At 44.3% G+C, this 26,651-nt stretch carries 22 protein-coding genes; 5 read left to right on the top strand and 17 right to left on the bottom strand.

Going from position 1 to position 26,651, the window contains the following annotated elements; translation table 11 throughout:
* Positions 1–3 precede the first annotated feature (3 nt).
* Positions 4–738: an HAD family hydrolase gene (locus ABH897_RS12365; RefSeq protein ID WP_404592062.1), complete on the bottom strand. Its 735-nt coding sequence runs from the start codon at positions 736–738 to the stop codon at positions 4–6.
* Positions 739–1,185: 447 nt separating this feature from the next.
* Between ABH897_RS12365 and ABH897_RS12360 the strand changes: the two genes are divergently transcribed.
* The 3 genes from ABH897_RS12360 to ABH897_RS12350 all read left to right on the top strand — a co-directional run bounded on the left by ABH897_RS12360 (position 1,186) and on the right by ABH897_RS12350 (position 3,365).
* Positions 1,186–2,043, top strand: coding sequence for a hypothetical protein (locus ABH897_RS12360; protein ID WP_404580814.1), 858 nt, complete (start codon positions 1,186–1,188; stop codon positions 2,041–2,043).
* A gap of 111 nt (positions 2,044–2,154) precedes the next feature.
* A complete protein-coding gene (locus ABH897_RS12355; RefSeq protein WP_404519936.1) occupies positions 2,155–2,910 on the top strand; it encodes a threonine/serine exporter family protein in 756 nt (251 codons plus the stop codon).
* A gap of 20 nt (positions 2,911–2,930) precedes the next feature.
* Positions 2,931–3,365, top strand: a complete 435-nt coding sequence (locus ABH897_RS12350) for a threonine/serine exporter family protein (RefSeq protein WP_283655149.1) — start codon at positions 2,931–2,933, stop codon at positions 3,363–3,365.
* A 134-nt stretch (positions 3,366–3,499) separates the two neighbouring features.
* On the opposite strand, the gene ABH897_RS12345 is transcribed toward ABH897_RS12350, so the two are convergent.
* Positions 3,500–4,021 carry a GNAT family N-acetyltransferase gene (locus tag ABH897_RS12345; RefSeq protein ID WP_283655148.1) on the bottom strand — a complete coding sequence of 174 codons (522 nt, stop codon included), beginning with the start codon at positions 4,019–4,021 and terminating at the stop codon, positions 3,500–3,502.
* 175 nt (positions 4,022–4,196) lie between these two features.
* Here ABH897_RS12345 and ABH897_RS12340 point away from each other — a divergent pair, with 175 nt between their 5' ends.
* Both ABH897_RS12340 and ABH897_RS12335 read left to right on the top strand, forming a co-directional pair.
* Positions 4,197–4,631, top strand: a complete 435-nt coding sequence (locus tag ABH897_RS12340; protein ID WP_481857713.1) for an MBL fold metallo-hydrolase — start codon at positions 4,197–4,199, stop codon at positions 4,629–4,631.
* A gap of 79 nt (positions 4,632–4,710) precedes the next feature.
* On the top strand, positions 4,711–5,799 hold the full coding sequence (locus ABH897_RS12335; RefSeq protein WP_283655147.1) for a M24 family metallopeptidase: 1,089 nt from the start codon (positions 4,711–4,713) through the stop codon (positions 5,797–5,799).
* 117 nt (positions 5,800–5,916) lie between these two features.
* Here ABH897_RS12335 and ABH897_RS12330 read toward each other — a convergent pair whose 3' ends face one another.
* From ABH897_RS12330 to ABH897_RS12260, 15 genes are all read right to left on the bottom strand, one after another.
* Complete coding sequence (locus ABH897_RS12330; protein WP_404592060.1) at positions 5,917–6,723, bottom strand: sigma-70 family RNA polymerase sigma factor; 807 nt, start codon at positions 6,721–6,723, stop codon at positions 5,917–5,919.
* Positions 6,724–6,964: 241 nt separating this feature from the next.
* Positions 6,965–7,312: a hypothetical protein gene (locus ABH897_RS12325; RefSeq protein WP_283655145.1), complete on the bottom strand. Its 348-nt coding sequence runs from the start codon at positions 7,310–7,312 to the stop codon at positions 6,965–6,967.
* 17 nt (positions 7,313–7,329) lie between these two features.
* Positions 7,330–7,647, bottom strand: a complete 318-nt coding sequence (locus ABH897_RS12320) for a hypothetical protein (RefSeq protein ID WP_044644645.1) — start codon at positions 7,645–7,647, stop codon at positions 7,330–7,332.
* Between the two features lie 32 nt (positions 7,648–7,679).
* Positions 7,680–8,144 (bottom strand): hypothetical protein, encoded by a 465-nt coding sequence (locus ABH897_RS12315; RefSeq protein ID WP_404592058.1) that lies wholly within the window; start codon positions 8,142–8,144, stop codon positions 7,680–7,682.
* Between the two features lie 168 nt (positions 8,145–8,312).
* A complete protein-coding gene (locus ABH897_RS12310) occupies positions 8,313–8,849 on the bottom strand; it encodes a sigma-70 family RNA polymerase sigma factor (RefSeq protein WP_283655143.1) in 537 nt (178 codons plus the stop codon).
* A gap of 521 nt (positions 8,850–9,370) precedes the next feature.
* The gene (locus ABH897_RS12305) at positions 9,371–9,511 is read right to left on the bottom strand and encodes a hypothetical protein (protein ID WP_404529655.1); all 141 of its coding nucleotides are present in this window, start codon (positions 9,509–9,511) and stop codon (positions 9,371–9,373) included.
* Positions 9,512–9,743: 232 nt separating this feature from the next.
* The gene (locus ABH897_RS12300) at positions 9,744–13,733 is read right to left on the bottom strand and encodes a DNRLRE domain-containing protein (RefSeq protein WP_404592056.1); all 3,990 of its coding nucleotides are present in this window, start codon (positions 13,731–13,733) and stop codon (positions 9,744–9,746) included.
* A 36-nt stretch (positions 13,734–13,769) separates the two neighbouring features.
* Positions 13,770–16,544 carry a filamentous hemagglutinin gene (locus ABH897_RS12295; RefSeq protein ID WP_404580811.1) on the bottom strand — a complete coding sequence of 925 codons (2,775 nt, stop codon included), beginning with the start codon at positions 16,542–16,544 and terminating at the stop codon, positions 13,770–13,772.
* The gene (locus tag ABH897_RS12290) at positions 16,529–17,146 is read right to left on the bottom strand and encodes a hypothetical protein (protein ID WP_404592054.1); all 618 of its coding nucleotides are present in this window, start codon (positions 17,144–17,146) and stop codon (positions 16,529–16,531) included. The genes ABH897_RS12295 and ABH897_RS12290 overlap by 16 nt, the downstream gene beginning before the upstream one ends.
* Positions 17,147–17,182: 36 nt before the next feature.
* The gene (locus ABH897_RS12285; RefSeq protein ID WP_025682889.1) at positions 17,183–17,677 is read right to left on the bottom strand and encodes a hypothetical protein; all 495 of its coding nucleotides are present in this window, start codon (positions 17,675–17,677) and stop codon (positions 17,183–17,185) included.
* Positions 17,678–17,942: 265 nt separating this feature from the next.
* The gene (locus ABH897_RS12280; RefSeq protein WP_404592052.1) at positions 17,943–19,163 is read right to left on the bottom strand and encodes a hypothetical protein; all 1,221 of its coding nucleotides are present in this window, start codon (positions 19,161–19,163) and stop codon (positions 17,943–17,945) included.
* 143 nt (positions 19,164–19,306) lie between these two features.
* Positions 19,307–20,140, bottom strand: a complete 834-nt coding sequence (locus tag ABH897_RS12275) for a hypothetical protein (RefSeq protein ID WP_404592050.1) — start codon at positions 20,138–20,140, stop codon at positions 19,307–19,309.
* Positions 20,141–20,154: 14 nt separating this feature from the next.
* Entirely contained in the window at positions 20,155–21,240 is a 1,086-nt protein-coding gene (locus ABH897_RS12270; protein ID WP_283657989.1) for a cell adhesion protein, read from the bottom strand.
* Positions 21,241–21,254: 14 nt separating this feature from the next.
* Complete coding sequence (locus ABH897_RS12265) at positions 21,255–24,761, bottom strand: hypothetical protein (RefSeq protein WP_283655135.1); 3,507 nt, start codon at positions 24,759–24,761, stop codon at positions 21,255–21,257.
* Between the two features lie 30 nt (positions 24,762–24,791).
* Positions 24,792–26,627 (bottom strand): hypothetical protein, encoded by a 1,836-nt coding sequence (locus tag ABH897_RS12260; RefSeq protein WP_404519921.1) that lies wholly within the window; start codon positions 26,625–26,627, stop codon positions 24,792–24,794.
* Positions 26,628–26,651 lie beyond the last annotated feature (24 nt).

Here is a 26,651-nt window from a genome sequence, read left to right as displayed (position 1 = left end):
AAGTTAGACATATGTCGGATACAGCAGTAATTTTTTCAACTCTGAATAGCTTGCCGCTGTTTCATAGACTCCCACTACCTCAGACTCCGGGGCAACCTTTCTGTGATTGAACCAGATGACCCGCCAATTCGCCGCTACAGCTCCCGCCACGTCATTACGCCAGGAATCCCCAATATAGCAGCAATGCTCCGCCAGAGTCCCTGTCCGTTCGTTCACTACTTCGAAGATACGTGGATCAGGCTTGGCATAGCCAACCGTTCCGGATACAAAAATATGCTCTGCCGCAATATGATTTTCCAGCGCCATGGCCCTGATTTTGCTCATCTGGTGATCTTCGAGACCATTCGTAATCAAGCCAACCAGATATCCAGCCGAGCTCAACTCGTCCATTAACGATGTAGCTCCCTCGAAAGGCTCAATCCGATACTGGCGATCCAAGTACTCTTTTTGGATATCCACTGCCTGCTCACGGGTAATATTCACCCCAAATTCGTGTAAAGCCAGGACAAAACGGCCTTCCCTCATATCCTCCAGCTCATCCTGCCCCGCTTTCCCCTCCAATAGTCCTCCTTTGGCTGATAACACATCACTGTAATAGCGAATACGATGATAGGCCTCTTCATAAGGAAAACGCTCACTCAATCCTAATACTGTACGCAACGCATCGCGAGTAGGGTGCAAATGATCGTACATTGTATCATCCACATCGAAAAATACGGCCTTCTTGTGCAAGTTCATATACCCACTTCTTTCTGTAAAAATCATTGGATGACGTCCATCCTCACCTTGTCCTGATATTATACCCGCTGACCCGATACGTTGCACCTTACTCCTTCGCCATCCATAGCTCTGATCTGTAGTTTGATCTGTAGTTTGATCTGTAGTTTGATCTGTAGTTTGATCTGTAATTTGTAGCAATTATTTGTATCCATTCCCGCATTCACACTTCACCGTGGCGGTCATAAACTGAAAAGACATCTTTTTCACAAACTCACTTTACTTCTGTACTTACTCTAAATAGGTATCTCGTCCTGTTTTACCCCGAAAGCGGTTTATTCCATAACACACGGGTAAAAGGTCACATTTTTGAAAAGATTCAGCATACAGGTTTACATTTCGTGTAAAATCACGTACCTTTTAGGGATGAACGCTTTTTGGATGTACTTGGATAAGGAGGCATACACGATGATTTCCGGTTCTAACCCTGCCTACGGATCAGCTACACCTTTGATTGAGGCAATTATAGAATTTGAACAGGAGCTTGAAGCGAACCGGCATTCTCTGAGTTTTGATTTGGGATTGATTATGGAGCATGGCCGCGCGCCACGATATATGGCTACACCACCGGATGTGATTCCCTTTGCTCACGCAGGCGTGGACGGAATACATTACGGCTTTTTAACGGATTTTGGACTTGTAAAGGATCTTTCGCTGGCCCCCATTGTGTGCATATCCCCTGTTGACTGGACAGGTGTATGGGTGGTTGCCCGCCACTTGCAGGATTTTTTAAGTGTAGTTTATACAGAGAACAGTTCATTAAAGCGCTACTACGCTAGTGGACAGGATTATACAGGACATACAGGACATCGGCCGCCTCAGGCCGTAGATGAACGCACTGCGTTTGTGCGGGAATCCTTTCGGGAGCGCTTCGGTGTTCAACCGATTCAGGATATGGCTGCCTACATCGACAGTTTGCGAACCGAGCGCAAGCAAAACGAAGCTGCTCCTACACTGAACGGCTTGGGCATTCCTGCATTTCCTTCTTCCGCAAAACAGCGTTCCTCTATGAAGAGTGCTCTTTTAAGCGTGGCAGAGCCCTTTCATTGGGATAAACAAGGTGAAACAGTTCGTGATTTGTTCCACAACGCTTCGCGTGAAGCGAGATTGGCCTTTATCCGGGATGCTCAAACACGCCATCTGTTCACCCATTCTGCCCTTCGTGTTTTTGTAGCAGGACAGCTTAGATCCATGGGCTTGTCTGAGGCTGCAACACATTTGGAAGAGTCCTACTATACAGTTATTCCCGATACGATGGAATCTTGACGGATTCCTTCTTATTTCCCACACAACCGCCTCTGAAAGGGCGGGTTTTTGTGCTACAATATATACAAATAATACGGCCAAACGGCCCGGTACGAATGAAAGAGAGCGAGCATGAATAATCATTCCCATCCTACCCCTGAGATCATCGAGGTTTGTCTGCTGGCTGGCAAGCTCATGATGCAAAATGGAGCCGAAACCTATCGTGTCGAAGATACGATGTCCCGCATTGCCTTAGCCTACGGCATATCCCAGTCCCATAGCTATGTGACACCGACCGGGATTTTTTTTGCCATTAACGACTCGGAGCCTGCCAAGCTGATCCGGATTGTGGAGCGGACCACCGACTTGCACAAGGTAGTAGAGGTTAACGCGATTTCACGTAAAATAAGTCGGGGTGACCTGTCACCCCGCGCAGCAGTTATGGAGCTGTCCAAGATTGAACGTGGTCCGCTCCGCTATTCCAATCGCGTGCAGCTGATGGCTGCGGCATTGGCGAGCGGCTGCTTTATGATTATGTTTGGCGGGGTCTGGCGAGACTTCCCTGCAGCCGTTCTCTGTGGCGGGGCTGGCTTCGCGGCTGTGCAATATTTTCACAGACTCGTTAAAGTTAAGTTTTTCTCAGAGTTTTCTGCCTCTTTTTTAATCGGCTTGTTGGCGGCCTTACTGACAGTTACAGGCTGGGGCCAGATGATGGACAAAATCATTATTGGCTCCGTTATGCCGTTGGTGCCAGGCTTATTAATTACTAATGCCATTCGGGATTTGATGGCCGGACACCTCGTTTCGGGCATATCCAAGGGTGCTGATGCTTGCTTGACGTCCTTTGGCATTGGGGCTGGCGTTGCGGTTATCATTTCGTATATGTGATTCGGAGGAGATCCAAGTTTATGCTTGCACAATTATTCACAAGCTTTATTGCTACCGCTGCTTTCGGCATTCTTTTCCATGCTCCCCGACATTCACTGCTACAATGCGGCTTCGTCGGCATGTTGGGCTGGCTCGTCTATTATTGGACTACAGACAGCATGGGACCCGTGAGCGCCAGCCTGTTGGCAACGGTTCTAATCGGAATCATCAGCCAGAGCTTTGCCAGACTGTACAAAATGCCCGTTATTATTTTCAGCGTGGCAGGCATGATTCCGCTCGTCCCGGGGGGAATGGCCTACAATGCGATGCGACAGTTTGTACAACATAATTATCCTCAGGCACTGGAGCTAGCTATGAGTACGCTGATGATCGCAGGTGCCATTGCTGTCGGTTTGGTGCTGTCCGAGGTGCTCAATCAAATTTTTCGCAACATCCGTTTTAAACCGCAGCGTTAAACGAAGGGGATAGGCAACATCTTTTTTTCACAACATAAAAAGGCTGCTTCCAAAACCACGCACGATTGTAGTGCGCAGAACATTTTGGATGCAGCTTTTTTTCATGTTCCACTTTATAAACGATGTTTGTTCGTCTATTTATCCTCAACATCCACTCGTTTACCCAGAATAGCCAGATCCCGCTCTATGCTGTCCAGCAGCGCAACACGCGGATAATAACCCCATTGCTCAAAACCGAATTTCCGCAGCAAGGCGATACTCGGCTCGTTGTGACCGAATACAAACCCCAACAGCGTCGTAATTCCAAGCCCAGGGCATGCATTCAGTACGTGTTGCACCATACGACTTCCTGCTCCAGTTCCACGAGAATCTTCATGGACATAAATACTGATTTCCGCCGTACCGTTATAAGCTGGACGTCCGTAAAAAGACTGAAGGCTGGCCCACCCTGCAATCGTCTCTTTATGTCTCAGAACCCACAAAGGTCGATGGTCTTCTTGATGAGCCTCAAACCATGGGATACGGCTCTCCACTGTCACGGGCTCCAAATCTGCCGTTACCATTCGTCCTGCAATGGTGGAATTATAAATGCCCACAATAGCCGGAAGATCCTCCCTGCGCGCAAATTCAATGGAAAAAGATTGGTCCCTATTCATCGTTTGTACCCGCCTCCTGCTATGTTGATTTATTTCATTGTACAAGACAAGCACCTGAACAGCCATATTAAGTTGTTATTTTTGCGGTTCGGATACAAAGGGTTTTATAATAAAGCTTGAAGAAAAACAAAAGCTTCAAAGCTTGGTCGGCCCATTTAACAATAGGAGACAGGAGGTGTGCTTCGGAGTTCACGGGATTCAGTTGGAACCATTGCGCAAGGCTATTGCAGATGTGGGAGAGGATATCAGCCACCTGAAGCGAATTATTTTAACGCATCAGGACATTGATCATATCGGTAATGTTCATGCACTACTGGACTTGCTACCGAATACCGCTCTATTGGCTCATAAGGATGATATTCCTTATATGACAGGGGATCGGCCGTTTGTGAAGCTGACACCGGAACGAATCAATCAGTTGGATAATACACTCAAACAGCAAGCAGAGGATATGATCCGCCGCTTGCCGGACTTGCGCTTTGCCCATGCCCTTGAGGACGGTGAGCATCTTCCTTATAAACAAGGATTTTTCATAATTCGATTCTCAACGCTTAAATGTACACTATATAGACGAACTAAACCGTTTCGATCTATTATAGCGCTGATTTAAAATCGCTCTTGGGATTTATGTAAAATGCTCATGCAATAAGCGTTATAATGAATCCATGAATAGAAAGGGATGATTCTGTATGAATGATAAAATAACCCGGCTGTATGATAAATTGAAGTCACAGTCATGGGACGGATTGCTCGTTACCGATCCCAAGCACATTTACTACCTGACTGGCTTTGCCAGTGAGCCGCATGAGCGATTTCTTGGCTTGGTACTGCTTCGGGACGAGGAGCCTGAACTGATCGTGCCTGCACTGGATGCAGAGGCGGCCCACGCTGCTTCTTCCGTGACTCGCATCTCCACCCACACAGATACGGATAATCCATATGATCTGCTGCGCCAGCGCACAGATACCGGGGTGAAGGTGTTCGCCTTGGAAAAGGAACACGTCTCTGTACTCCGCTACGAGCAGCTACATACTGCCATTGGTGCGGCTCAATATGTGGATCTCGGTCCCGTGCTTCAGGATATGCGCGTAAGAAAAACACCTGAGGAAGTACGGCGTCTGAAACATGCCGCACAATTGGTAGAGGACGCGCTTCGCCACGGCCTGACCCATGTGCGTGAAGGCGTGACAGAAGTCGAGCTGGTAGCCGAAATTGAATACCAGATGAAGAAAATCGGCGCAGATGGCCCGTCCTTTGACACTACGGTACTATCTGGACCCAAAACAGCGCTGCCTCATGGTGTTCCTGGTACCCGCAAGCTGGAACACGGCGATCTGCTCATGTTTGATATGGGCGTATATTCAGACGGTTACGCCTCAGACATTACGCGTACTTTTGCTTTTGGCAAGCTGTCAGCTGAGCTGGAGACGATTTATCAGACGGTACTCCGCTCAAACGAGGCTGGTATTGCCGCCATTCGTCCGGGTGTATCCTGCGCGTCGGTAGACCAGGCAGCACGTGCAGTTGTAGAAGCTGCCGGGTATGGTCCCGCCTTTAACCATCGGGTTGGACACGGCCTTGGCATGAGCGTTCACGAATATCCGTCTGTGCATGGCGGCAATGAAGACCTGCTTCATGAGGGCTTCGTGTTCACCATAGAACCCGGCATCTACGTGCCAGGCCTCGGCGGTGTGCGGATTGAAGATGACGTTCTGGTCACCTCTGACGGCGTAGAAGTACTGACCTCTTTTCCGAAAGAGCTAACGGTACTGGGATAGGTTTGATATCTTTTTTCGCTTTAAAGCTCATGCTGAAAACTGCATGGGCTTTTTTTACCCTCTTGATTCTAATATCGATCGAGAGCAGTTGTGATTTGCGTTTAACTTTGCTATACTTTATATAGCTAATTTTGCTTTTTTGCGGATATAGTAAAGAACACGTTTTGAATACTTTGAAATATCATAGCCGGATATTTTAAGTACATCTGTAATGTCTGTAACATTCAAGACTTGTTTATGTTCTTTACTCATCTCTACAATTAAGTTAATTTCTTCTCTGTATTTTGATTGAGCTTCAATTTGGATATTCTCAGTATCCTGTTTGTGTTTATCTATTTTTTTCCTGATGCGTGCTAACGTCCTGGTGATTGTCATGGGGTATACGTGGAGTATTTCAGATATCTGGGAGTTATTAGCTCCTTTCATAATTAAGTGCATCACCGTTTTTTCATGTTCTGTAAACAGAGAACTACATAACAGTTGTTGAACATAAACCTTATTAATCACATGTTCATCCATGTTATTTTGTGAGTTGTCTGTAGCTTCGAAGTTATCTATTGAATCAAAATGTTCCATTGCATCACTGAATTGGGCAACTTCTCTGTAACGTTCTATAGGAACTTGAAGTAGCTTCGCCATTTTTTGCTCACTCGGCCTGTAGCCTAGTGCATCTTCTATCTCTACCATCCTTCGGATCATATCAATAGCTCCCCGACTAAGTCTTACCTCTTGAGAGTTGCTATATAATAACTGATTAACCTCCCATAAAATTGGTCTTACTACATACGTAGTAAATTTAATTCCTCGATGAATATCAAAATCCTTGAGTGCCGTTAGTAATCCTATACATGCATGTTGGTATAAGTCATCTTCAGTAACCTTGAATTTCATTTTTAGCTCTTCTATACTTCCCTTATATCGCATAATAATCGAAAACATAAATTTCCGATTCTCTTGAAGAAATTCCCCAAGAAGGTCTTTGTCCTCTTTACACGCACAGATCAGCTTTATATTATGCATATCCTTCACAGCAGGTTTTCTTAATTGTATATACGTATCACTGAGCAATCCGTTCACCCCGTCTTTTCTGGCGATACCAGCTTAATGAATTTCCTTCTACATTGATCACGCTCACACTCCAGTAGTCGGTCTACCTTTTTAGAATTTATTTATCTGAATAGTTAATGAGATACGTATGACCGGAATCATCCAAGAATAAAAAATTCTTTGAACGCGTTTGGTTAGTTTGCATTGAATCCAACACATACTCGTGCTGGGTAAGGAACTGCTGCTCCATTTCCTGAACCAAAGACGTATATTCATTCATTTGCAATTCGAGCAATTGATTACGGGCCGCAAGTTGTCTATTTTGGGAAATCAGATGATGATTTTTCCTTTTAAGCTCCTTATTCTCTTTGACAACTCTCTGAATTTTGCTAATAATTTGTATAAATTCTACTGAATCAGAATCTTCCCCATCTTGCTGATACATGTTGTTGTTCATATGATTCATATCATTTCCTCCAGAGTTTATTTATAGCGATAGTCTGTAAAATCCTTGAGATGGATTTCGACCCGATTCAGGTTACAGTCTGGTTCATCTGCTAGCGTTTGTTCCAGCCTTTCAAACATAAGCAGTATCCCTTTGCTCACAGGCGGCTTAAATGTGTCTTCGCCTGCATCGTATCTCGCCCACCACTTCCTCAGGGATTCCATTGTTATGGTCTGATTGATATAATCCCCACAGTGCTTACACCAAAGAACAAGAGATTGATCGCATTCCATCTCTTCAGGAACAAAAGAAGATTCCGCCCCACAATGGGGGCATTTATTCATATAACCGATCATGTTCTATAACCTCCCTCCCTAGGTGCTGTTCCTTAAACCCGGTCAGGTAGAGAAATAGGATCATAACTTTGGTTCGTTATACCGTTTAGACGAAGGGTAACCTTCGGGTCTGTCAAAAAATAATAGGATACTTCTATTCTTTTGCGGTCAGCACTCTCCGTGTAAAATTCAAAACGAAATTCCCGCCCGCCCATTACAGGATGAGCTACCTGAAAATAGAGACCTTCACTATAATCTTTGCAATATACATGGTTAACAATTACATTTTCATCAACCACTAAGGACCAATAATCGGCAGGGGTAATAACATCCGCCTTTATTGAAATAGCGAAAAACTCCAGATCATTAGATATCTTAAAGATGTCTGTTACCTTCCTTTTACCTTCTAAAGCTCTTAAACCATCTATATCAACCCTGCGGCTTGCTATGCAGGGCCTTGTTTTGGTAGGATAGAAAGGTGGATCTAATCTTCCACCAACTATATAGCGACTCAACATGTAAACTACCTTCCTTTTTAACAATTTTCATTAAATTTTCAGAATCATTCACTTGCAATGCCTCAGTCAGATATGTATACTAATTAATGTATAGTAAGGGGCAGTGCGTAGTGCCTTTCTATTTCCTTTTGGATTTGATTTTGTTCTGATAGTGGTATATCAGAATGTTTATTTGTCAATCTCAGTTTTATAGAGTTCTCTTAGTTTTTTCACGGCTCGACAAGCATGGGATTTATGAATATCAAGATAATGGGCGATTTCTGCAGGTTTCATATCCATGCCTTCTTCAGTGAATAGCATGAAATTTATGATTCGTTGCTCCTGTTTTGTGAATCTATTACGGTTGCTTAAGTAGTCTACTTTCACGTCTGCTAATTTAAACCCGTAATCATTCACTTGAACCGAGTAATAATTGGCCATTGAGCCTTCTTCATCTGTGCCATCGCAAAAGTTAACGGTTGTACTGAACTGTGTAATTTTACGTTTTTTTTTACGATAATAGTCAACCACAGAACGTTTAATGACCGTATGTGAAAAAGTAGATATATCCTTTTTTATATTCCCTTTGTGGATCGCTGTCAGAATTTGAACGATTGAATCCTGTTTCACATCTTCTCGATCCTCCTCGTTAACACCACGAAGTATAAAGTTAAAAATATGATTTAAGGTATCTGGGTTAAATGAGCTAACATTTGTCGTTATCATTGCGGTTCTCCTATTTTAATAGTTTATTTTAATTCAATAGGTTCCAGTTCACTCTGTTCCCTCCTTAAAACTTGTATCACAACTCCTTTCCGACATTCGACAATTAGTTTCCACTTTTTTCTTTATCTTACCCTACTCTTTTTTTAATACGTAATACATTTGAATCAGTTCCATTTACCTAATTGAATATATAATTTTTAGGATTCTACTCTAATAGTCGTCATATCTATCAGAAGAGTTGCAATTTATCTATTACTTTTTCAAAACACGAACTTATGTTCTCATTTTAATAGGTATATATAACCTTGTCAATTCCTAGCATTGATTGATGTTATTTTCATCTGGTTATATTGTTCCATTTTTTTGTGTATACATCTTTAAAAACAAGCCTTTTGACTCAATTCGAACATGTTCCATAAGACCTATTTCAACATTCTTTTGAAAACTGTCGAAGTTCCTCGATAGCCTCCAATTAGTACTTCATTTCAAACGTCAGTTTGCTTCCCCTATAAATCTATTTCCTATCCACCTTCAAGTCTGGCTACCAATGCCTCTACCTTCGCATTCAAGGATCTGTTTTCTGCGAGCAAACTTAAATTTTCAGCTTGAAGTACAGCTACCGCTTCACTTAAGCGATGGATTTCCTCCTTATGACTTGACAATGCATCCATTAGGGTGACCCGGAAAGCCTGCTCATCTTTTGACAATAGCTCTCGATCCGAGACCTTATTATTGCTACGACCGCTGGCGTAGCCGATGACTCCAATAACCGCGGTTATTACATTTATATCCAGCCCATATCACCTGCCTTTTGTCTATTTTCTTCCCCGACAGGTTCAATATAAGTAAAAATCAGTAAAACTTAACCCCTGCTACGAATAGCAGGGGTTAAGTTTACATGATAAAGCAGTATCCGTATTCTGTAGCCACATCTATACTGGAAGCCATATCATCATACACCTGAACCTGTATAGCCCCAGGTAGTAATGCTTTCTGCCACACGGAAATATGGCCTTTTAATATAGATCTTTTCCAAATGTCCATGGAACCATGAAGATCATTTTGTCGATACTGTCTGACCACCACTGAGCCAGTGACAATGGATTTCTCCCACACACTCATATCACTTTGTAAGCTTATTTGTGCTTTCCTTCTCACAGTTAGATAGCCTGTGATGTGACTATGTTCCCGAATCTCCAAATCTGATGGAAGCTCTGTTTGCTCTGAATGTCGAACGGTAACGCGACCATATTTATCATACGCTGCGTCCCGCCTAATCCCCACTTCAGCATTCAGATCATGGTGTTCCATAACACGAACCGATAGTTCGGTATCCCAATCCTGCTGATCGGAAAGACGCACCGAGATTCGAGACCATCTATCAGATTCACGGCTTTTCCGTGTACTGATCCTGCCTTTAAGTTCAGATTTCTCCCAAGTTTTTACGTAAAGCTCACTCGAGATAGAGTCCAAATGACTACGTCTGATTCGCAGATGAGAAGACTGATCCGTATGGCTGTCCACTCGAACCTTTATGTTAGAGCCTAGATTACCGGATCTTACTCCTACTGCAATTTCCAGATCAGAAATGAGCTTAACTCGCACTGTAATTCGTGACTGCATATCCATTCTTATATGGTACGGAATGGATATGGAGGCCCATAAATTTCCTGAAAGTACAGTGAGACTTGAAGGCACATCTTTTTTCGGCCAGATCGCTATACTTGATCTCAAAGAAGTATAATGCGGTATTGTGACCGTTGAAGATAGCCCGGATTGCGCTCTTGTTCTTACAGACAAATCGGATATGAGCAGGTTACCAAACACAATTTGGAGACTGCCGTAAAAATCAGGATTGTGGATATTCATATCCGCAGGCATATCTTGCCTATAAAGTATATGCCCCTCCACCATCAGATCCGCTTCACGAGATCTACGGACTGAAATAGAGCTTTTCTTTACCGCTCCCTGAAAGACGGTTATGCTCCCTAATATATTAGGGATACTCAGTTCCATACCAGAAGAGATATCCTGATGCTCTGTCCTTCTTACACGGATCGACCCAAGCGTTTCCTTTCGATTGACAAGAATCGTTGCCGGAAGTTCGGGAAACGGAGCTGCCCAGCGGGCAACGCTCAGTTCGGAAGCAAGGTTCTCCCTGTAAAAGACATACATACTCGAAGGTACTATTTTCCTATTCACCCACAGGGTGCTGTCCATAGAATTCTCACGTGCAACAGCAATAACAAGCTGAGCTTTCAAAGAATGATTATCCTTGCGCCGTACGGACACCTTACCGTTTAAGTTAGGTACCGTCACTGTGATATCGGCCAGGACCTCCCTTTGGTTATGGACAAACAAGCTTCCCTTCCAAACCGTTGCTCCATGGGACTGTTTGATGCGAAACGAAGCTGGAAGATGAGACACCTTACTTACACGAGAGGTAAGGCCACCTTCTATACTGTTCCTGCCCAAACTATAGATACGAGTATCATAGTAGGTAATATCCAATATAGGACGGTACGATTTTTGCTCCTTGGTAAAAAAACGGATACTTCCATTTTCAAATTCATCCAGAGCTTTAAAGATATATCCAAAATTCGGCCTTTTTCCTTCATACCATGCACGAATGGAATCAGTCACATCAAAAGAAATGTACCCTGAATCTCCACCTACATCTTGAACGATGTTTATACCGTCATAGGTTGAATTAGGACTGCTAAAGCCAAACGGAAACGGTTGGTTTTGCCAGGTAACTCCATATTCTGTCCATTCCCTGGATGCTTCAATGAGCTGTATCCCCTTCAGGGGTACGTTGCGACCATCGAAATACACTTTGAGCTCGGCAGATTTAATCGTTGTATTTTTCTTGGGAATAGAAGCTGTATCCAAATCAAAGCCAACATAAGATCTGTATCTTTCCTGAGCCGAGGCAGAATATCCGACATACATTTGTTCCTCAACACCATAGTTTAATCTGGGCTGAGACTCACGAACAAAAGCATCTTTATTAGAATACATAATCGTCGTGTACGTTGGGGGCTCGATAACATCATATCTGCCTTTCATCCATGTATAGGGTGCAACTCCTATGGATGAAGCCATATTCGAAACTTCCCGAACCGTCATTGCAGACGGAAGATCATCATAACTCCGAGAAGTTATCCCGTATCTGCCGGTAGACTGGGTAAAGGATGCAATAGACAAGAATGAAGGTAGATTCTCCGTCTTCTTAATTTCCAGACTAGCATATATATCTATAACATGACTTTTACGAATATGGTAATGCCCCATTAATCGGGTATGGGTACCTACCAGAATGCTACTGTGTAGTTCAGATATACTTGGTACCGTCAGGAAGGAGGTTAAGTCTTCGGCTCCAAGAGACTCTATACCATATTTCACGCCCAGGTGAGTATGGGCTCGTACAGACAATAATGAATATATTTGATGAATAGACTTAATTTGCAGGCTGGAGCTGAGATTAGCAGGCTCAATTCCCCGTACCTGATATCTTCCGTTGCTGTTTACCTGAGTGTTTACCTTTAAGCTACTGACGATATCATTAGGCTCTTTGACCTCTATTACAGCTTTGAGGTTTTGCTCCTGAACAGCATGAATATCGTATTTGGCGGCTAAGGTAGTACTTGCTTGAACCGATATACGGGAAGGTAATCCCTGTTGCACAACATTCAGGCTGGAAAGCAAATCATTTGGCATGAGCCGCTTCACATCGTATGTGCCTACTGCTATAGCTGATGAGCTAACACTCAGCACAGCAGTGAGATGATCGGATACCTTAACTGCCAACCTACCTTGGACATCACTATTATCCGCAGGCAGGATACTATATCGAGCCTTTACAGCCGTTTTCCCTGACGCACTAACACCCAGTACGGCTGCAAGATTATCCGCTACTTTAACTTCAATAGTACTCTGTACATCATCATGATCCGCAGGGCGGGTCGCATAGTGCGCTTTTACAGAAACATGAGTATTAATATGCATATTGCTCACTATATGACTAGGCTTTTTAACGGTTATATGTGAAGACATGTCAGCCATGTCGGTAGGAATAATGGTCTGCTTTCCTTGAACTCCTCCGCTAATTCCCACTTGCAAAGATGCTGTGAGATTCTGCCTTTCTGGTACTCTCGTATAAATCTGCATGTCAGAATGACCTATCCCCAAAAGGTAACCAGCCATATAGTTTGCAACGATTTCATCCATCGTTAACGCAACATTGTACATCCGTACAACAGGAATATATCCACGAAACCATTGGCTATCCTCTGTACTGTGCCTGCCAATAAAAAGTCCATCTGGCTGCTTGATATGTTCAGTGACTTCAGCTTGCACATTTCCTTGAGGAGCCCCGTTCAGAAAGGTAGATAGATTGCCTGTAATTTCATCATATGCGCCAACAATATGATACCATTTGTTTCTGGGTAATTCCCCTAAGTTGGCATATGCTTTTCTTGTACGGGTCGCAACCTGAAGCTCCAATTCCCCCATAGGGTTAAACATGACCAAAATGCCCTGGGTATCGTTCAACCGTCCCCCGGAAGACAAAACAACGTTGCCCCCGATATAATATATCCACACTTCAAAGGTAACACTGGCGACAGGCTTAGAGGTATCCGCGCCTGTACATTGGACATAATGGCTCGTCCCGTTAAAAAACAGGGCATAGGGATCGACGGGGGTGTTTCTGCCTCCCCAACCATCATCTTTCGTAAAATGGAAGCCATTCAGTATGCCGTGATTTCCTTTACCACTCAAATCATGCCATTGCGAAGTGGGTTTTGAGTTGGAGCCAACCTCCAAACCTTGATCGGCAAGGGAAGCGTGAAGGGAAAGGATTAATCCTCTCTTACTAAACATCAACATCACGCCCTATTCCATTGTATTGGAACATCATTACATGGGGCTTGCTTTCGCCCTTAGATCAAACGTTCCGCCCGTCTTCACTGCAATATCCGACTTGATTCGGACATAGAACTTTTCCGCGCCGCCCTTGGCCAAGGTGCCATTAAAGGCTAATTCCTGAGCAGGTAAAAACGGAGTATCCGACATGCTTAAATCAATTTCCATCCCTTTGGCTACCGTCGTGCTGTCCACCCATGCTTTGAGCTGATTTACCGGGAAATCAGCATTATTCTGCAACCATACTGGTTTTGGAGAAGAGGTTTGGCTTGCGACTAATGTACCAAACTCCAGGTAACGCAGCCGCTCTCCTGCATTATCCGTATAGTATTTACCAAATTCATTACGGAAGCCGAGCAACGGTAGATCAAGAGGTAGGAGCTTTCTTAATGCAGGATAACCGTCATTATATTTAGGATCCATAATCCATATATCATCAAAATTCCAGGCCGTATTGGAGTAGGTTCCCCTGTACTTCATTTCACGGGTGGTTAGGCCTGATCCCCCTGTACCGGAAGTAGTCTTATACAATTCCTTATCAAAGTAATTATGTGAAAAGGCTCCGCTTCCTGTGTAAATAAATCCATTCAATCCGGAGGAAGCAAATGCCTTGCCTAACGCGAGGCACCGTCTTATAGTGAGGGTAACCGTATTTCCACCAAATCCACCCACCGTTTTTCCATTTAAATTCGCAACTGTGCAGCAATCCTCCACTACAGAGGAACCAGCACCATAACCTAAAAATCCCCCCAAGTAATCCCCTGTACTCTCGCCTTTACCAGAAGCATAGCATCTGCGTATGATTCCATTACCAGTGAGATAGCCTGCGAACACTCCAGTGTAGCTTACTCCTACAACAGTTACATTTACACTACAGTCCTCTACGATTCCATCCGTAGTTATTTGTCCTACCAAACCGGCTCCATGACTTCCTGTACTTGTAACTTTGCAATATGAAAATGTATCGACATGGCAATTGCTAATGGTAGATTTGGAAACCTGGCCTGCTAATGCTGACGTATAACTGCTGCCTGTAATATTACAATCAATGATATCCAGATTCTTGATCCACCCGCCCATCATATAGCCAAACAGACTTAAAAATGAATCATTGGGACGATAGATGAATAAGTTAGCAACACAGCGCCCTCCACCATCAACATATCCTTTGAAATACGATTCTTTACCCACAAGATTAAAACCAATGGGGTAAAATCCGTCCTCCGCCTGGAATTGTGTCATTTTGATATCATCTTCAAATTTGAAATAAGATTCATTGCGGAACCAGCGCATTTGAGCAAGATCAAACTCGGTCAGAATCATGTAAGGATCCTCCTTTGTGCCCGTCCCACTTTGGTATCGAATGAACTGTCTATGTTCTGGATATCCTCCATTGTAATCCTGACTCATGTACCAATAATTTGCAAAATCCCAATTTTCAAATGTGGATGCAACCTTTAATTCCGACGAAGATTTACCAACACCTGCTGCACTGGTTGGAACTTCAGAGGTTTCTATATCCCAATAACAATTTGTAATTGCAGAAGTATTATTACTGCCTATAAAGCCCCCAATATTGCTTCTTTCCCGAGCTAATGTGATATCCTCAACCTTACCGGTAGAGTAACAATATGCAATTGAGAAACTGCCGCTGTAATAATTTACATTTCCAATGAACCCTCCTGCAATATTGCCTGCTGATCGAACGTTACACTTAAAATTATATAAATAATTAAGGATTGAGCTGCCTACGTAATTCTGATTGGTTTGACTTAGATAACCTATTAATCCACCAACAATTCCACTCTGACCTTCTACTACACCTGAAATAACATTACAATTATATACTGAAGTATTGAATGCATAACCTATTAAAGCACCTGTATATAACTTTTTATTCGTTATGTTAGGATTGATTAACCGTAAATTACGAATTGTTGCCGATCGAGTATATCCAAATAAACCAACAAAATCCCTATCCTGATTCATGTACAAGCTTTTTATAGAGTAACCATTACCATCATACACACCTGTAAATAAAGAAGTACCAGAACTTATCGGTGTAAACCCCTCTCCGGTCTGAAAGCTCCCCATGACAATATCCCTATCCTGCATATACCAGGCCCCAGGCTTCTTCCGTACATCATCCAAATCCTGTTCGGTAGAAACAATATAAGGATCTGCCTGCGTTCCACCACCACCAGAGAAGTGATCCACATAAATATAGGTCTGACCCTCTATCTTTTCATAATAGGGTCTTACGCCGTCCGTCTCTTCCTTCGTCTTCACATAGGTCAGCTCGGCAACACCGTCTTCATCCGCATCACTGACTACGTATACATCCGAATAATCATCATAGGGTAAAATAATCGTTCCGCTAAGGTTGGAGGCTCCATGCACATAAGCGAATTCACGGCCAAACGGAATCTGTCCACGGGTTTCCGCATCCAATACATGCTGCACCCGATCTCTGCCTACGATGTCAATTCCCGTCGGATCGACGGTATCCAAAATAATCGTGGAAGCTATTTTATTCTCGTAAAAGGAATCAGCCAATTGCTTATATTCCTGATAAATCTGCTCTTCATCAGGTGTTAATGTATCATTGACATCCAGCTTTTTTTCCTGCAGCTCTTCAAATTCTTCTTTAATACTTTCCCAACCATTTGGAGTGAGAACTTCTACAGGATATGGGTATATACTGAATACTGACTTTTTATTGATGTTATCCACTTCAATCGTATAATTACGAATTACTGAACCAGCCAATTCAATTCACCTCCGATATCGGGTTTTAATGGAGCACTAAATTCCTGAGTAACCAAGCCGTTTACCTTGACCTGTAATTTACCATTCAGTTCCGTATTGGATACTAGTCTCAATGCCATATGAACGGGTGCGTTGAATGGAATCTTACAGATCGCTTTGACATGAAATTCAACATGGTCAAACAGAAGTGCCGCCTTATATCCAAAATTAAATTGGGTAATCGTACTACTCATTACACCTTTTTCTCCAGCCGCAGCAGGGCTGTAATTGGGTAATCCAGATGCCTCCGCATCCTTATATGAAATAATGTCTCTGTAGGATTGAAACACGTTACCCGTCAGGTTATAGTCTTTGTCCGACGTTGAATATACCAGCTCCACCATCCTGCCAGCCAATTTGAAAATACCGTCACTTTCAAAGAAAAAAGTTTGACCGTGCCCAACCATACCAAAGCGAATCAATTTATCTCTTTGAATGGCGTAAAAGCTGTTTTCTGCCTGAGTGACAAAATCATACTCAGAAAGGTGAGTACCGTCTGTGTACTCACCCAGCCAAATAAAATCCTGTGACACAGGAGAATATCCGTTACATTGTGCAAACATAGATATTCTTCCTCCCATTGTATTGGATATCAGTTGTTAGACGTATTGATAGGCCACACGTGTCAAAAAGTTAACGTTTCCTGCCGTAGCTGTAGCTGGAACGCTTGCTTGTAGTGTCACTTGTGTGTAATTGCCTTTGGAGTTCCCTACGGAGCCATCGTTGATAACGCCCAGAATTTCCTTGTTTCCCGGCGAAAAGGTTCCCTTGGAATTGACCGTATTCCCGCCCGCCTGAATGACCTTCGTCGCTGTCCCGCCAATAGAAGTAAAGCTGGATTCTGCCATACTATCCACACGTACCTGAATCCATGTATTCAGTACCAGCTCCCCACTATCCCCACCTGAGCTATCCTTGGTCGTAATGGTACAATTGGTCATCGTAGAGAAGTCAGTGTTTACATTTCCCCGGTTGTTCCAAATAAGTACACCCAGGGATGGAGAAGAAGATCCTGCGTCTATCGTCCCGATCTCCCATTTTGACAATGTTGTTACGTTGTCTGTTTTAAGCCATGATACTGCTGGTGCTGGCATGTTTTTTCCTCCTTCATTTTAGAAAAGATAAAATAAAATAAAACCTTTCGCCACGTTCCTCATGGCATACTCAATATAAGTAACTTGAATCGAAAACTAACATTCTGCGGAGATAAAGCATACAAAATTCTTTAGAGGTAGTAGACATAAATACACCCCTTAGCTGCTACGAATGAGCATACACTCGTTCAACGCTTCTAAGGGGTGCTGCTATAGCTCAAGCTGATGGATATAGAGTTAAAATAGGATTAAGCCTGCTTATTGCTTATTCAGCCTTTTTATACTGAATGAACAAAACATCTGGTACATCTTCGACAACCTTCAACGTATCCGGCGTAAAGTTAAAGCCTGTAATCAATCCGCTGACATCCTTGATATAGGTAAAGTTAATACCTGGTGTTTGGAGCTGCCCGTTGATGGCCAGATGTACCGTTTTGTCTTTGGCTTTTCCCTTTTTTAGAGTGTATTCCGTCTCGCCCCCAACTGCTTCAAATACCTCTTCTTCATCCGCAGCTTCGATAGTGCCCACTTTCACACTTAATGCTTTGAACGCGGCATCTGCCGCCTTCTCCAAATCAAGAATACGACCTTCCGCATTACCAAAAGCACCTGCTTTGAAGTAATTATTTGAAGAATCTGCATCCCGGTCATTAATTCCATTCATCAAATCCTCAGAAGATTTCAAGCGCTGCGCCAAATGGCTGAGAGCCAACTGTAAAGTCACTCCGCTATAGTTCGGATCTGTCGCAACCCCGATCAGTTGTGCGCCTGTAGCAGACGCCAACTGATCCCGAATCGCCTGATCCGCATCTTGGCGATCTTGTGCCTCCTGGCGAATCTGATCTTGAATAGAAACTACCAGATTCGAATTACCGTCATTGTCCAGCGTACCGGTCGAACCATACACATCCTTCATCAGCTGAATCAGGTTCATATAGGCTTTGGCATCGGTGGCCCCTTCCACGAATCCGCTACCGCCTTGAATGATCGCATCCGAAGGAATGACAGACAAATTCGTGCGAATCACGAAACGATAATCAATCTTGTTCGCTTTTGCATCAAATGTATAAGGCTGCTCTTTGCCCCCTTCTACACTATAAAATTTCAGAAGGTAGCTGCCTTTACTTTCTTCAAGACGACCGTATACCACGTCAGAATCGCTGTCTCCAATCGGGCTATCTGTACCAGCGGCGCGAAGCTGCACCTTCTCGGTCAGTACGACACCCTCCACCTTGGCTCCGGTCGAGACAGCTCTTGTACCGATATCGCCCGATACATCCAGTTGTGTGCTGCCAGCAACCGCTTTTTCATTAACCTGTACAAATACATCAATCTTGGTGTCTTCCAAAATTTCACGGTGATTATGAAACTGGAGGTCAATGTACTTCTCTGCAATCTTGTTCGCTTCGTCAAAATGTTGATTCCGCAACAGTTTGTTGTTCAACTGCTCACCACGAAATCTCGCAATACCTCTTGTTTCTGCCATAACATACCTCTCCTTGTCGGGATTTTGCAAAATCCTCTTTTATGTTTTGTTACGAATGCAATATAAGTTTGCTTGATGCCTTCTTATCCGATACTGTAGTAATATTTTGTTGTAAATCATTAATTTTTACTTTATTTTCCATCTTATATAGTAACGACAATTTCTAGTGTCAAGCCTCTTAAGCCTTCGCCTGCCATATGAGTGTAAATACGAAAATGATCATTTTTATGAATCAGAGGATCGGACAGAACATAGGGTAAGTTGCTCGTATTACTGGATTTCTCACCTGCATGAATGGTCAGGTTGCGGGTGAAAATATTAGTCCAGTTCGGCAACGTTTCATAGTCGAACTGTGAGCATTTTTCAATGGAAAACTCACTCTTACTTGTCCCGTACGCTCCGCAAGAAGCATATATTTCTCTGATCTTACCTTCGAAGGGGAATCTCATTTCATATTTACAGGGACCCAGCGGAATCCGTTCCAGCACAAATACCATCGTTTTGACCTCTGCCCGCTCCTGAATATAATCCAGCCTGTCATCCAGACGATGAAACAGGACATCACGCTCCGTATATTTACGGGCCGATACAATTTCTTCCTCCAGCCTTTTGAACCTGAGATCATCAATACCGCTTCCGCCCCCTTGACGATACTCAGCCTTCCAGGTGCGGATGTATATTTCATCATTAATCACGAGAGGAATGTGCTGCCCTGCCAATGGATGCTCCAGCGGGTATGTGCCCAAATCGAGACGAATCGTGTTTTCGTCCACTTCTTCATATCCACCCTGAACCAGCAAATGCTGCCCATTCAGATATACGTCCAGCATCTTTGTACCCAATATATAAGGATGTGTCAGACGGATGTACAAGTCTTTATGCTTGTCCAGGTAGGCCTGATCCACAATAATCTCCTGCTCGTTCCAATAGATTAGTTCATTTCCATATCTGCGCAACGTCATCTTCGTACCAGCCAAAATCCAACACCTCCTTATATATGAGTAATATCCAAAATAAAATGAAGCGGCTTGATGCCAAAGTGCTCATTTTTGCGCTCTATCTTCATCCAGAATTTCATCTTGCCGTCGGGGGGGAGAGTCCCCATAGGGAGTCGCTGCATATAATCCCCTTGCGGATGATCTGACCCATCATCATGGCTCAAGTCCGCCCATTCATAACCAAATTCCTCCAGATATTTCAGGATACCCATGGAGATCTGCTCGGACTTCTTATTTTTCGAGGGATTATATAGCTCCATCTGAACCTGAATGGTATTGTCATACATCGTGCCCAGGTAGGTTTCCCCGCTTAAACTAAGCTCTTTATCCTTCCACAGCACACGAAGATCGGTACCATACAGATACAGATCACCACCGTACATATCCATTTCGCCAAGGCTCGATAAAAGAACTCCATTTTCATCATAAACCCTCAGCATTCCGCTAAAGGGCATCGTCGGAAGCTCCAAATGTACCCCTGTCCACGTAGGCTCTACTTTAGAGGAGGCAATAGCATATCCGTCGGGATCGCATAAAAACACGGAATAGCCTTCTGGCAAATTTCCCATCGTTATTTTGTTGCTTTTACATAACACAAGCCTCTCTAAACCAAGTTTTTCATATTCATCACGTTGTGGATTTTTTAAGAGGACACCTATTTTTTCAGCCGACAGATCAGCCGAGTCAAATAGCTCCCACCCCAATCCGCGATCAGCATAAAAAATCCATCGATTGCCCTTCTTCTCTGCCCGCCATCGGCTATACTCCCGGGTTGTCGTATCCTTACTCTCCAGGAATTCCAGCCGATGGTAGCCATCCTGCCAGATGACAATCCCCCCTTCGTCACCATATGCAATAGGAACATAGTCAGCAGTAACTTCTAACAGCAGGGTAGGCTCATCCTTTGGTGCATCAAACAAAAGCATGGTTTCCGGTTCTGTGTGGGACATGATAAACTGCTGCAAGCCTGTATCCAGGGTACAAGCCGTTGTCGGAGATAATTGGTAGCGGGAATGGATTTCTCCACTTTGGAACGCATCATCAAAAATCAATCCACTCCATTTCTTGTAAATCCCCATGAGATTTCTATCACCTACCTTGTCTTCTTCCAGTTCCAAATGTTCCAAGAAGCGATCTTGCCCATAATCATCCATATTTTTCGTTTAGGCATGCCTGGTACCGATTGATTCGTAGCTTCGGATGGAGTCCCAATCACCGTCTTCAGGGTTTTATGCCGCTTGGCTGACTCTGGAGCTTCGATACGAACAGTAGCTGTTTTTTTCAAACGTGTACCCTCTTCTGCATCTGTAATCTGTGTTTTTATTACCTTTTTCTTTCTGCTAGCTTGTTGGTGTTCATCCTCAATATTTGTAGACATGACCTTCTTCTTACGAGTACCTTCAGATATAGCATGCAGGTCGGTTTCTTCTATTTTTAAAATAGGCTCTGCATCGGTATGAGCAGGCACCACTGCTTCCAACGTTTGTTCGTTGGCTTGGCCTTGTTCCAGCTCCTGAATATCCACCATTTTGCTGATATCTCCTAGCGTGGCTGTTTCAAGATCGTCTCTGACACTGGTGTAGGTCTGCTTCTCACCACTGGAGCCTTCCCCGTGTACCCATATGGCTTCACGTACATTTTCAACATTGTTACCTTGTCCATGCACCTGCTCGATCACAGCCTCATTCGTTCTCATGATGCTGTTCGCCTGATCGATCTCATCTGTAATCGTCTCGCGAACCGATTCCATAGAGGCTGCTTGCTCTCCGTCAACGAGAACAGCATCGGAGACCTGATTATTCTCTTGGCTGTCTGCACAAGTGCCGCTAGTGATAACACCGGCTTGAATATCCGGATAGACAAAAGCGTGCTCCAATGAAGTCACATCAGCTTCCTTCATCTGTTCTAAGAGCTCGCCAGCTTTGACCTCATGCCGATCGGCTTCCACGCTCACAATGCTTACACGTTCCGACGGAATCAGCGCGACTTTCTCTGCTCCCAGACTCTCTATACTTATCCGATCCGACGGAACCAGCACGACTTTTTCCGCTTCCAAGCTCTCAATGCTTGTTCGCTCTGCTGGAACCAACGCCACTTTCTCCGCATCCAATTCCCCAATATACTGTGCACTTTCCAGTGGCCCTGACTCCGTTGCATCAAAGTTTCCAGCGCTCATGGCTGCCCTCTCCAAATGACTGTATTCACCATCCGTAAACGATTGGAGAACGCCCTGTTCCATGGAATCCGTGACACCTGTAGTGCTAGAGAAGGTTCTGCCTGTTTCCGTGTCCTGTATCATGACATTCGCACAATCCGAGCTAATAAGTGCCTTGCCCAATGCCTGGTATTCAGCTTCGGCAGACATGCGTCTTTCTGCATGTTCCATCGCATGATACGCACCTTCCTTAGAAGAGAAGGAGTTACCGGATTCGGAATTTGTAAGCTGTCCCTTTTCAGCAGAAGACTTGCTTCCTTGTTCAGCGTTCGTTTGTAACGTTCCTTCGGTATGCTCAATATTGGCTTGATCCGAACGAATCTGGATAGCTTCCAGCGAACCATCACCCAATGATGTTTCCAACTGATGAATGACGCTATCTGTAATTAGATCTACCGAAGCCTGAGTTGTCCCTTCCTTCACAGCCTCTGCCACAATATTTTCAATGCCTGCTTCAATCAGCTCTATCGCTTGCTCACCATACATAATCCGGAGCATTCGAGCCATCTTGCTGATTTCAGGAGACTCTGCAATCATTTCTCTCAGAACATGAGCTGCAAGCAACTCTCCATGCTGCCCATCCAACTCCAAGCCATTAAAACGGGCAGAACCAAGATCGTCCAACTCTCCTTCTTCACTGACATATATCCGCTCTCCACGCTGAGAGTCGTCTAACGTCGCGTGATGCTCAAGGATACCCGAACTCAAATGTTCATTGTCGGCATCTGTGGAGGCATGAATATAAGCTGTACTGCTCCGCTCCACTGGCTGAGCTTTGGAGTCGTCGTATGGAGAAGCTGCTCTATACTGATTTAGACTGATAGGATAGACTTGTTCATTATTGTAGCTAGCCACGCTCGCAGGCTCGTTCAAACTGTCCCGGCCTGAGGAAGTGAAACCGCTTGTAACCATTTCTGTCTGCACACCTATCGTGCCATCAGATGATTCCATGCTTCCTGTCATCGAATGACCTTGAACCCCCTCCAGTGAACCGCCGTTCAAAGTCTCCTGCATTCGATGAATTACACTTTCAATCGAGCTTGGTGTGGCTGGTACGTCAACTTGCTGCAAGCCCTCTGGCAGACTACTTTCCATTCCCGCTTCAACCCATTCCATCGCTTGTTCGCCATATACAGAGCGGATCTCTTTAGCCAGCATGCCTTGAGACTCCGTAGCAACTTGAGGATAAATACGATTACCTGTGGCAGACTCTTGAATCATCATTGGCTTGTCATGACTCAACTCTGTTACGCCCATTCGTTCATGTTCAGCACCAGTGCCGGAACGCATCAATGCAGCAGTGCTATGTTCGTCGGTGGAATCCTTAAATTGGCGCTGATTGACAGACACCTGCCAATCTATGATGACATCCTCGCTTTTGTCGGACTTCGCCATACGAGCTTCCATGGGAGCATTATCATCCTTGGCTCTAGCCTCTGTCTCTCGCAAATCATCGGGAATAGTCCCGACTACCTGTTCAAGCTTCCCGGCTTTTGTTAAATCGTTGATTTCGTCCGAATCCAAAATCTGTTCCTTCACACTGGACTCTGATGTCTCAATCAGGGCATCCCGAATATCGGTTCGATAGCGCAACGCCTCACTTGCTGGCTGGAAGAGAGTTTCCATCGCAAGGCTTTCAGCCGCGTTTTGCTGTTCTACCACTACTTCTCGATCCTGAAATATCTGATGAATAACCGTCTGTTGTTCAACGTTGTCTCCCTGCTTCACCGTTTCTCCATGAATTGCAGATTCAGAAGAGGGAGATCCGTCACCCTGTCGATGCTCAGATCCAGAGCTTGCATCAAAAACTCCCTCATAAATAGAGAAAGCCTTCCCGGATTCATAAGCATCACTTGAAGCCTCTACCTGCTGCCTTATTTCAGAAACTGCGTCTTCTTCCTGCACCGCATTAAAAATAAAATCAGCCTGAATGGACTCCTGCCTATATCCCTGCTGTATAGAATCTGCATGTTCCATGGAATGGATCTTGCTACCCATTTTCCAACGCGCATCTGACGCTGTAGAACGTGATGGTTGCTGCACTTTCTGTCTGAGTTCTCCTCTAAAATGCCTGTGAATATCTGATAGGTAAGATACAATGGTCGAGTGAACGGCTTCCACGGTTTGACCCTCGAATTCACCAGCAATCGCTGCCTCTCTCCAATCTCTCCCGAATAAACTTGTAGCGGAATATGGAGCTTTGGATGCATTCTTTAACGTATCCTGCCTCAGCGTTCGGTACGTACTATTCACAGGAGCAGACAGATGGTAACGCGTATCCCGCTGTGTATCCAAGATCATGTCTGTACCAAATGCCAGTTCATAGCCCTTTTTAGAAAAAAGGGCGGTGATACTGATCAGGTAAGATTTTTTACCGTCCAGCATGTCACCGCCGACCTCCTTTAACCCTGTAGGTTAACTGTTCTTAACAAGCGTTTCCTTCAGAATACCCAAGCCGATCGGAGCGAATGGACTAATGGTAGCCAGCGTGAACGGGCTCACAGGTGTATCCGCCAAGGTATAACGGTAAATCTGTTTATACTCATAGGTGGCCAGAACCTCTTCATCCGCTTTCGGTCCTTTACCGTCCAGGAACGTGATTTGCTTGGTTTCCAGATCCAATGTGTAATCCGTGCCGAATTTGGCCTCGACACAATTAACTTTGATCACCAGATTGAATGGTGTACCATCATCTTTTAATGAAGGCTGATGAGATAAATGGAATACCTTATTTTTCCCATCACCTGTGCCCAGAATTTCATGATCTGTCGTTTCTACGACCTCCAGCTCGTCGAGCTGAGAGATATTTTTCGGATGAACAGCGTAGCACTCATCCAGCTTACCGACAAAACCGTCATTTGGATGAACCACATACATAGGAGAAATGTGGTATTTTCCGCTGTATACCGAAGGATTGAATCGGGACTCACCCGCATCCACCTGTTTATCATGTGTAATGAAGGCGAGATAATGCTGCTGATAATACGTTCCGCCAATAGACTGTTGAAGCTGTACGGAGCTGTTACCATTCGAGGTATTCAGTCCATAGTCTACGTATGTGGCACCCAGCTTCATATCCTTTTTCCATTTCACTTCGTCCTTTTCCCGGCATCCAGAGATCAGAACGTGATTTTTTCTTGGCGATTTGCCAAGTGTGGTCATTTTGCCAATGTAAAGTGGTGCAAAGTATGTGTTTTCAGGACCCGAGGTAGGATCGGGACGCAGAAACATAACAATACGGTCTTTGTTGAAGTTCCCCCAATAATAGATGCTGGAATCACGCTGCCAGCCGCGAGTATAATTATCCAGTGAAGTAAAAGACAACGCTGTAGGCAACGAAGGATAAATATAGTATATGCAGGAGTACACAGCGTCCATTAAGCTTGCTCCAGAATCCGGGTCAAAGTTCCGGGTAGTCACATCCCCGAAATTAATCATGTCTGTTCCCGTACCCGCCAGTACTCTGATATAAGAAGCGTGAAGCTCACTACCGGCGTCCGGCGCCTTCACTGTTGTTGGGATTTTAATCGTATTGGTATCGTAGTCAACTGTAAAATCGGTAGGAGAAACCTCTACCTGATTAATATACAACCGGACGCTTCCTGCCTTGATGGTCGTGTCAGCAGGTATTTTAAATTCTCGACGAGTTCCATCTCCGTCAGGAAGAAGGGATTCAGGGTCGCCTACCCTTACTCCGTTATTTACAGCTTCTACGATCTTTTCCGAGCGTACATCATCGAAGGTAAAGAAAAATAAACGTTTGGGCAGACTTGGAGCATTAGCAGCAGGTGCATAGGATACGGTAAATTGATCGCTTGCTAGTGCAGCTTTATTCAGCTTAAACACGCCACTGTAAGGTTCAAAGGTATATTCTGTCTTCTGAACGAATACGCCATTCTTATACAGCATCTCCGAGTCCGCCTCTACAGGACGTACGACGACCTGCAATTGCGTGTCACTACCTTGTACCCGCTGTGCTTCTCCAAGCATGGAGTTTTGTGAGATGAAGTCCATCTCCCCGGGCTGTTTGACCGTCCCACCGTAACCAAAAGCCATGCCGAAGTTACGTATCTGACCGTCACTGCCCGTGGACCTGAACAATCGGACGTCAGCAAATTTGGTCGCCGTATTTCTAGGGTTCCCGGTTACTGCCCGGTATTTAATAAACGTGTTCCAGCCATGAGCATTGAATTGTTTCTCTAATTCCTGCGGAAACAGTTGAAAAGTAGCATCTCCATCAAACCACGACACAATCAATCACCTCTAATATTAGAT

The sequence above is a fragment of the Paenibacillus sp. RC73 genome, from assembly GCF_044908085.1.
Lineage (GTDB): Bacteria > Bacillota > Bacilli > Paenibacillales > Paenibacillaceae > Paenibacillus > Paenibacillus terrae_A.
This window is presented reverse-complemented; position numbering and strand designations above follow the sequence as displayed.

Bases quoted from the DNA above. Each gene is read 5' to 3' on its own strand.
- ABH897_RS12335 (WP_283655147.1), top strand. From the start codon at position 4,711: ATGAATGATAAAATAACCCGGCTGTATGATAAATTGAAGTCACAGTCA.
- ABH897_RS12365 (WP_404592062.1), bottom strand. From the start codon at position 738: ATGAACTTGCACAAGAAGGCCGTATTTTTCGATGTGGATGATACAATG.
- ABH897_RS12325 (WP_283655145.1), bottom strand. From the start codon at position 7,312: ATGAATCATATGAACAACAACATGTATCAGCAAGATGGGGAAGATTCT.
- ABH897_RS12310 (WP_283655143.1), bottom strand. From the start codon at position 8,849: ATGATAACGACAAATGTTAGCTCATTTAACCCAGATACCTTAAATCAT.
- ABH897_RS12330 (WP_404592060.1), bottom strand. From the start codon at position 6,723: ATGCGATATAAGGGAAGTATAGAAGAGCTAAAAATGAAATTCAAGGTT.
- ABH897_RS12285 (WP_025682889.1), bottom strand. From the start codon at position 17,677: ATGCCAGCACCAGCAGTATCATGGCTTAAAACAGACAACGTAACAACA.
- ABH897_RS12355 (WP_404519936.1), top strand. From the start codon at position 2,155: ATGAATAATCATTCCCATCCTACCCCTGAGATCATCGAGGTTTGTCTG.
- ABH897_RS12280 (WP_404592052.1), bottom strand. From the start codon at position 19,163: ATGGCAGAAACAAGAGGTATTGCGAGATTTCGTGGTGAGCAGTTGAAC.
- ABH897_RS12270 (WP_283657989.1), bottom strand. From the start codon at position 21,240: ATGGGGATTTACAAGAAATGGAGTGGATTGATTTTTGATGATGCGTTC.
- ABH897_RS12290 (WP_404592054.1), bottom strand. From the start codon at position 17,146: ATGTTTGCACAATGTAACGGATATTCTCCTGTGTCACAGGATTTTATT.
- ABH897_RS12345 (WP_283655148.1), bottom strand. From the start codon at position 4,021: ATGAATAGGGACCAATCTTTTTCCATTGAATTTGCGCGCAGGGAGGAT.
- ABH897_RS12315 (WP_404592058.1), bottom strand. From the start codon at position 8,144: ATGTTGAGTCGCTATATAGTTGGTGGAAGATTAGATCCACCTTTCTAT.
- ABH897_RS12360 (WP_404580814.1), top strand. From the start codon at position 1,186: ATGATTTCCGGTTCTAACCCTGCCTACGGATCAGCTACACCTTTGATT.
- ABH897_RS12300 (WP_404592056.1), bottom strand. From the start codon at position 13,733: ATGTTTAGTAAGAGAGGATTAATCCTTTCCCTTCACGCTTCCCTTGCC.
- ABH897_RS12320 (WP_044644645.1), bottom strand. From the start codon at position 7,647: ATGATCGGTTATATGAATAAATGCCCCCATTGTGGGGCGGAATCTTCT.
- ABH897_RS12265 (WP_283655135.1), bottom strand. From the start codon at position 24,761: ATGCTGGACGGTAAAAAATCTTACCTGATCAGTATCACCGCCCTTTTT.
- ABH897_RS12350 (WP_283655149.1), top strand. From the start codon at position 2,931: ATGCTTGCACAATTATTCACAAGCTTTATTGCTACCGCTGCTTTCGGC.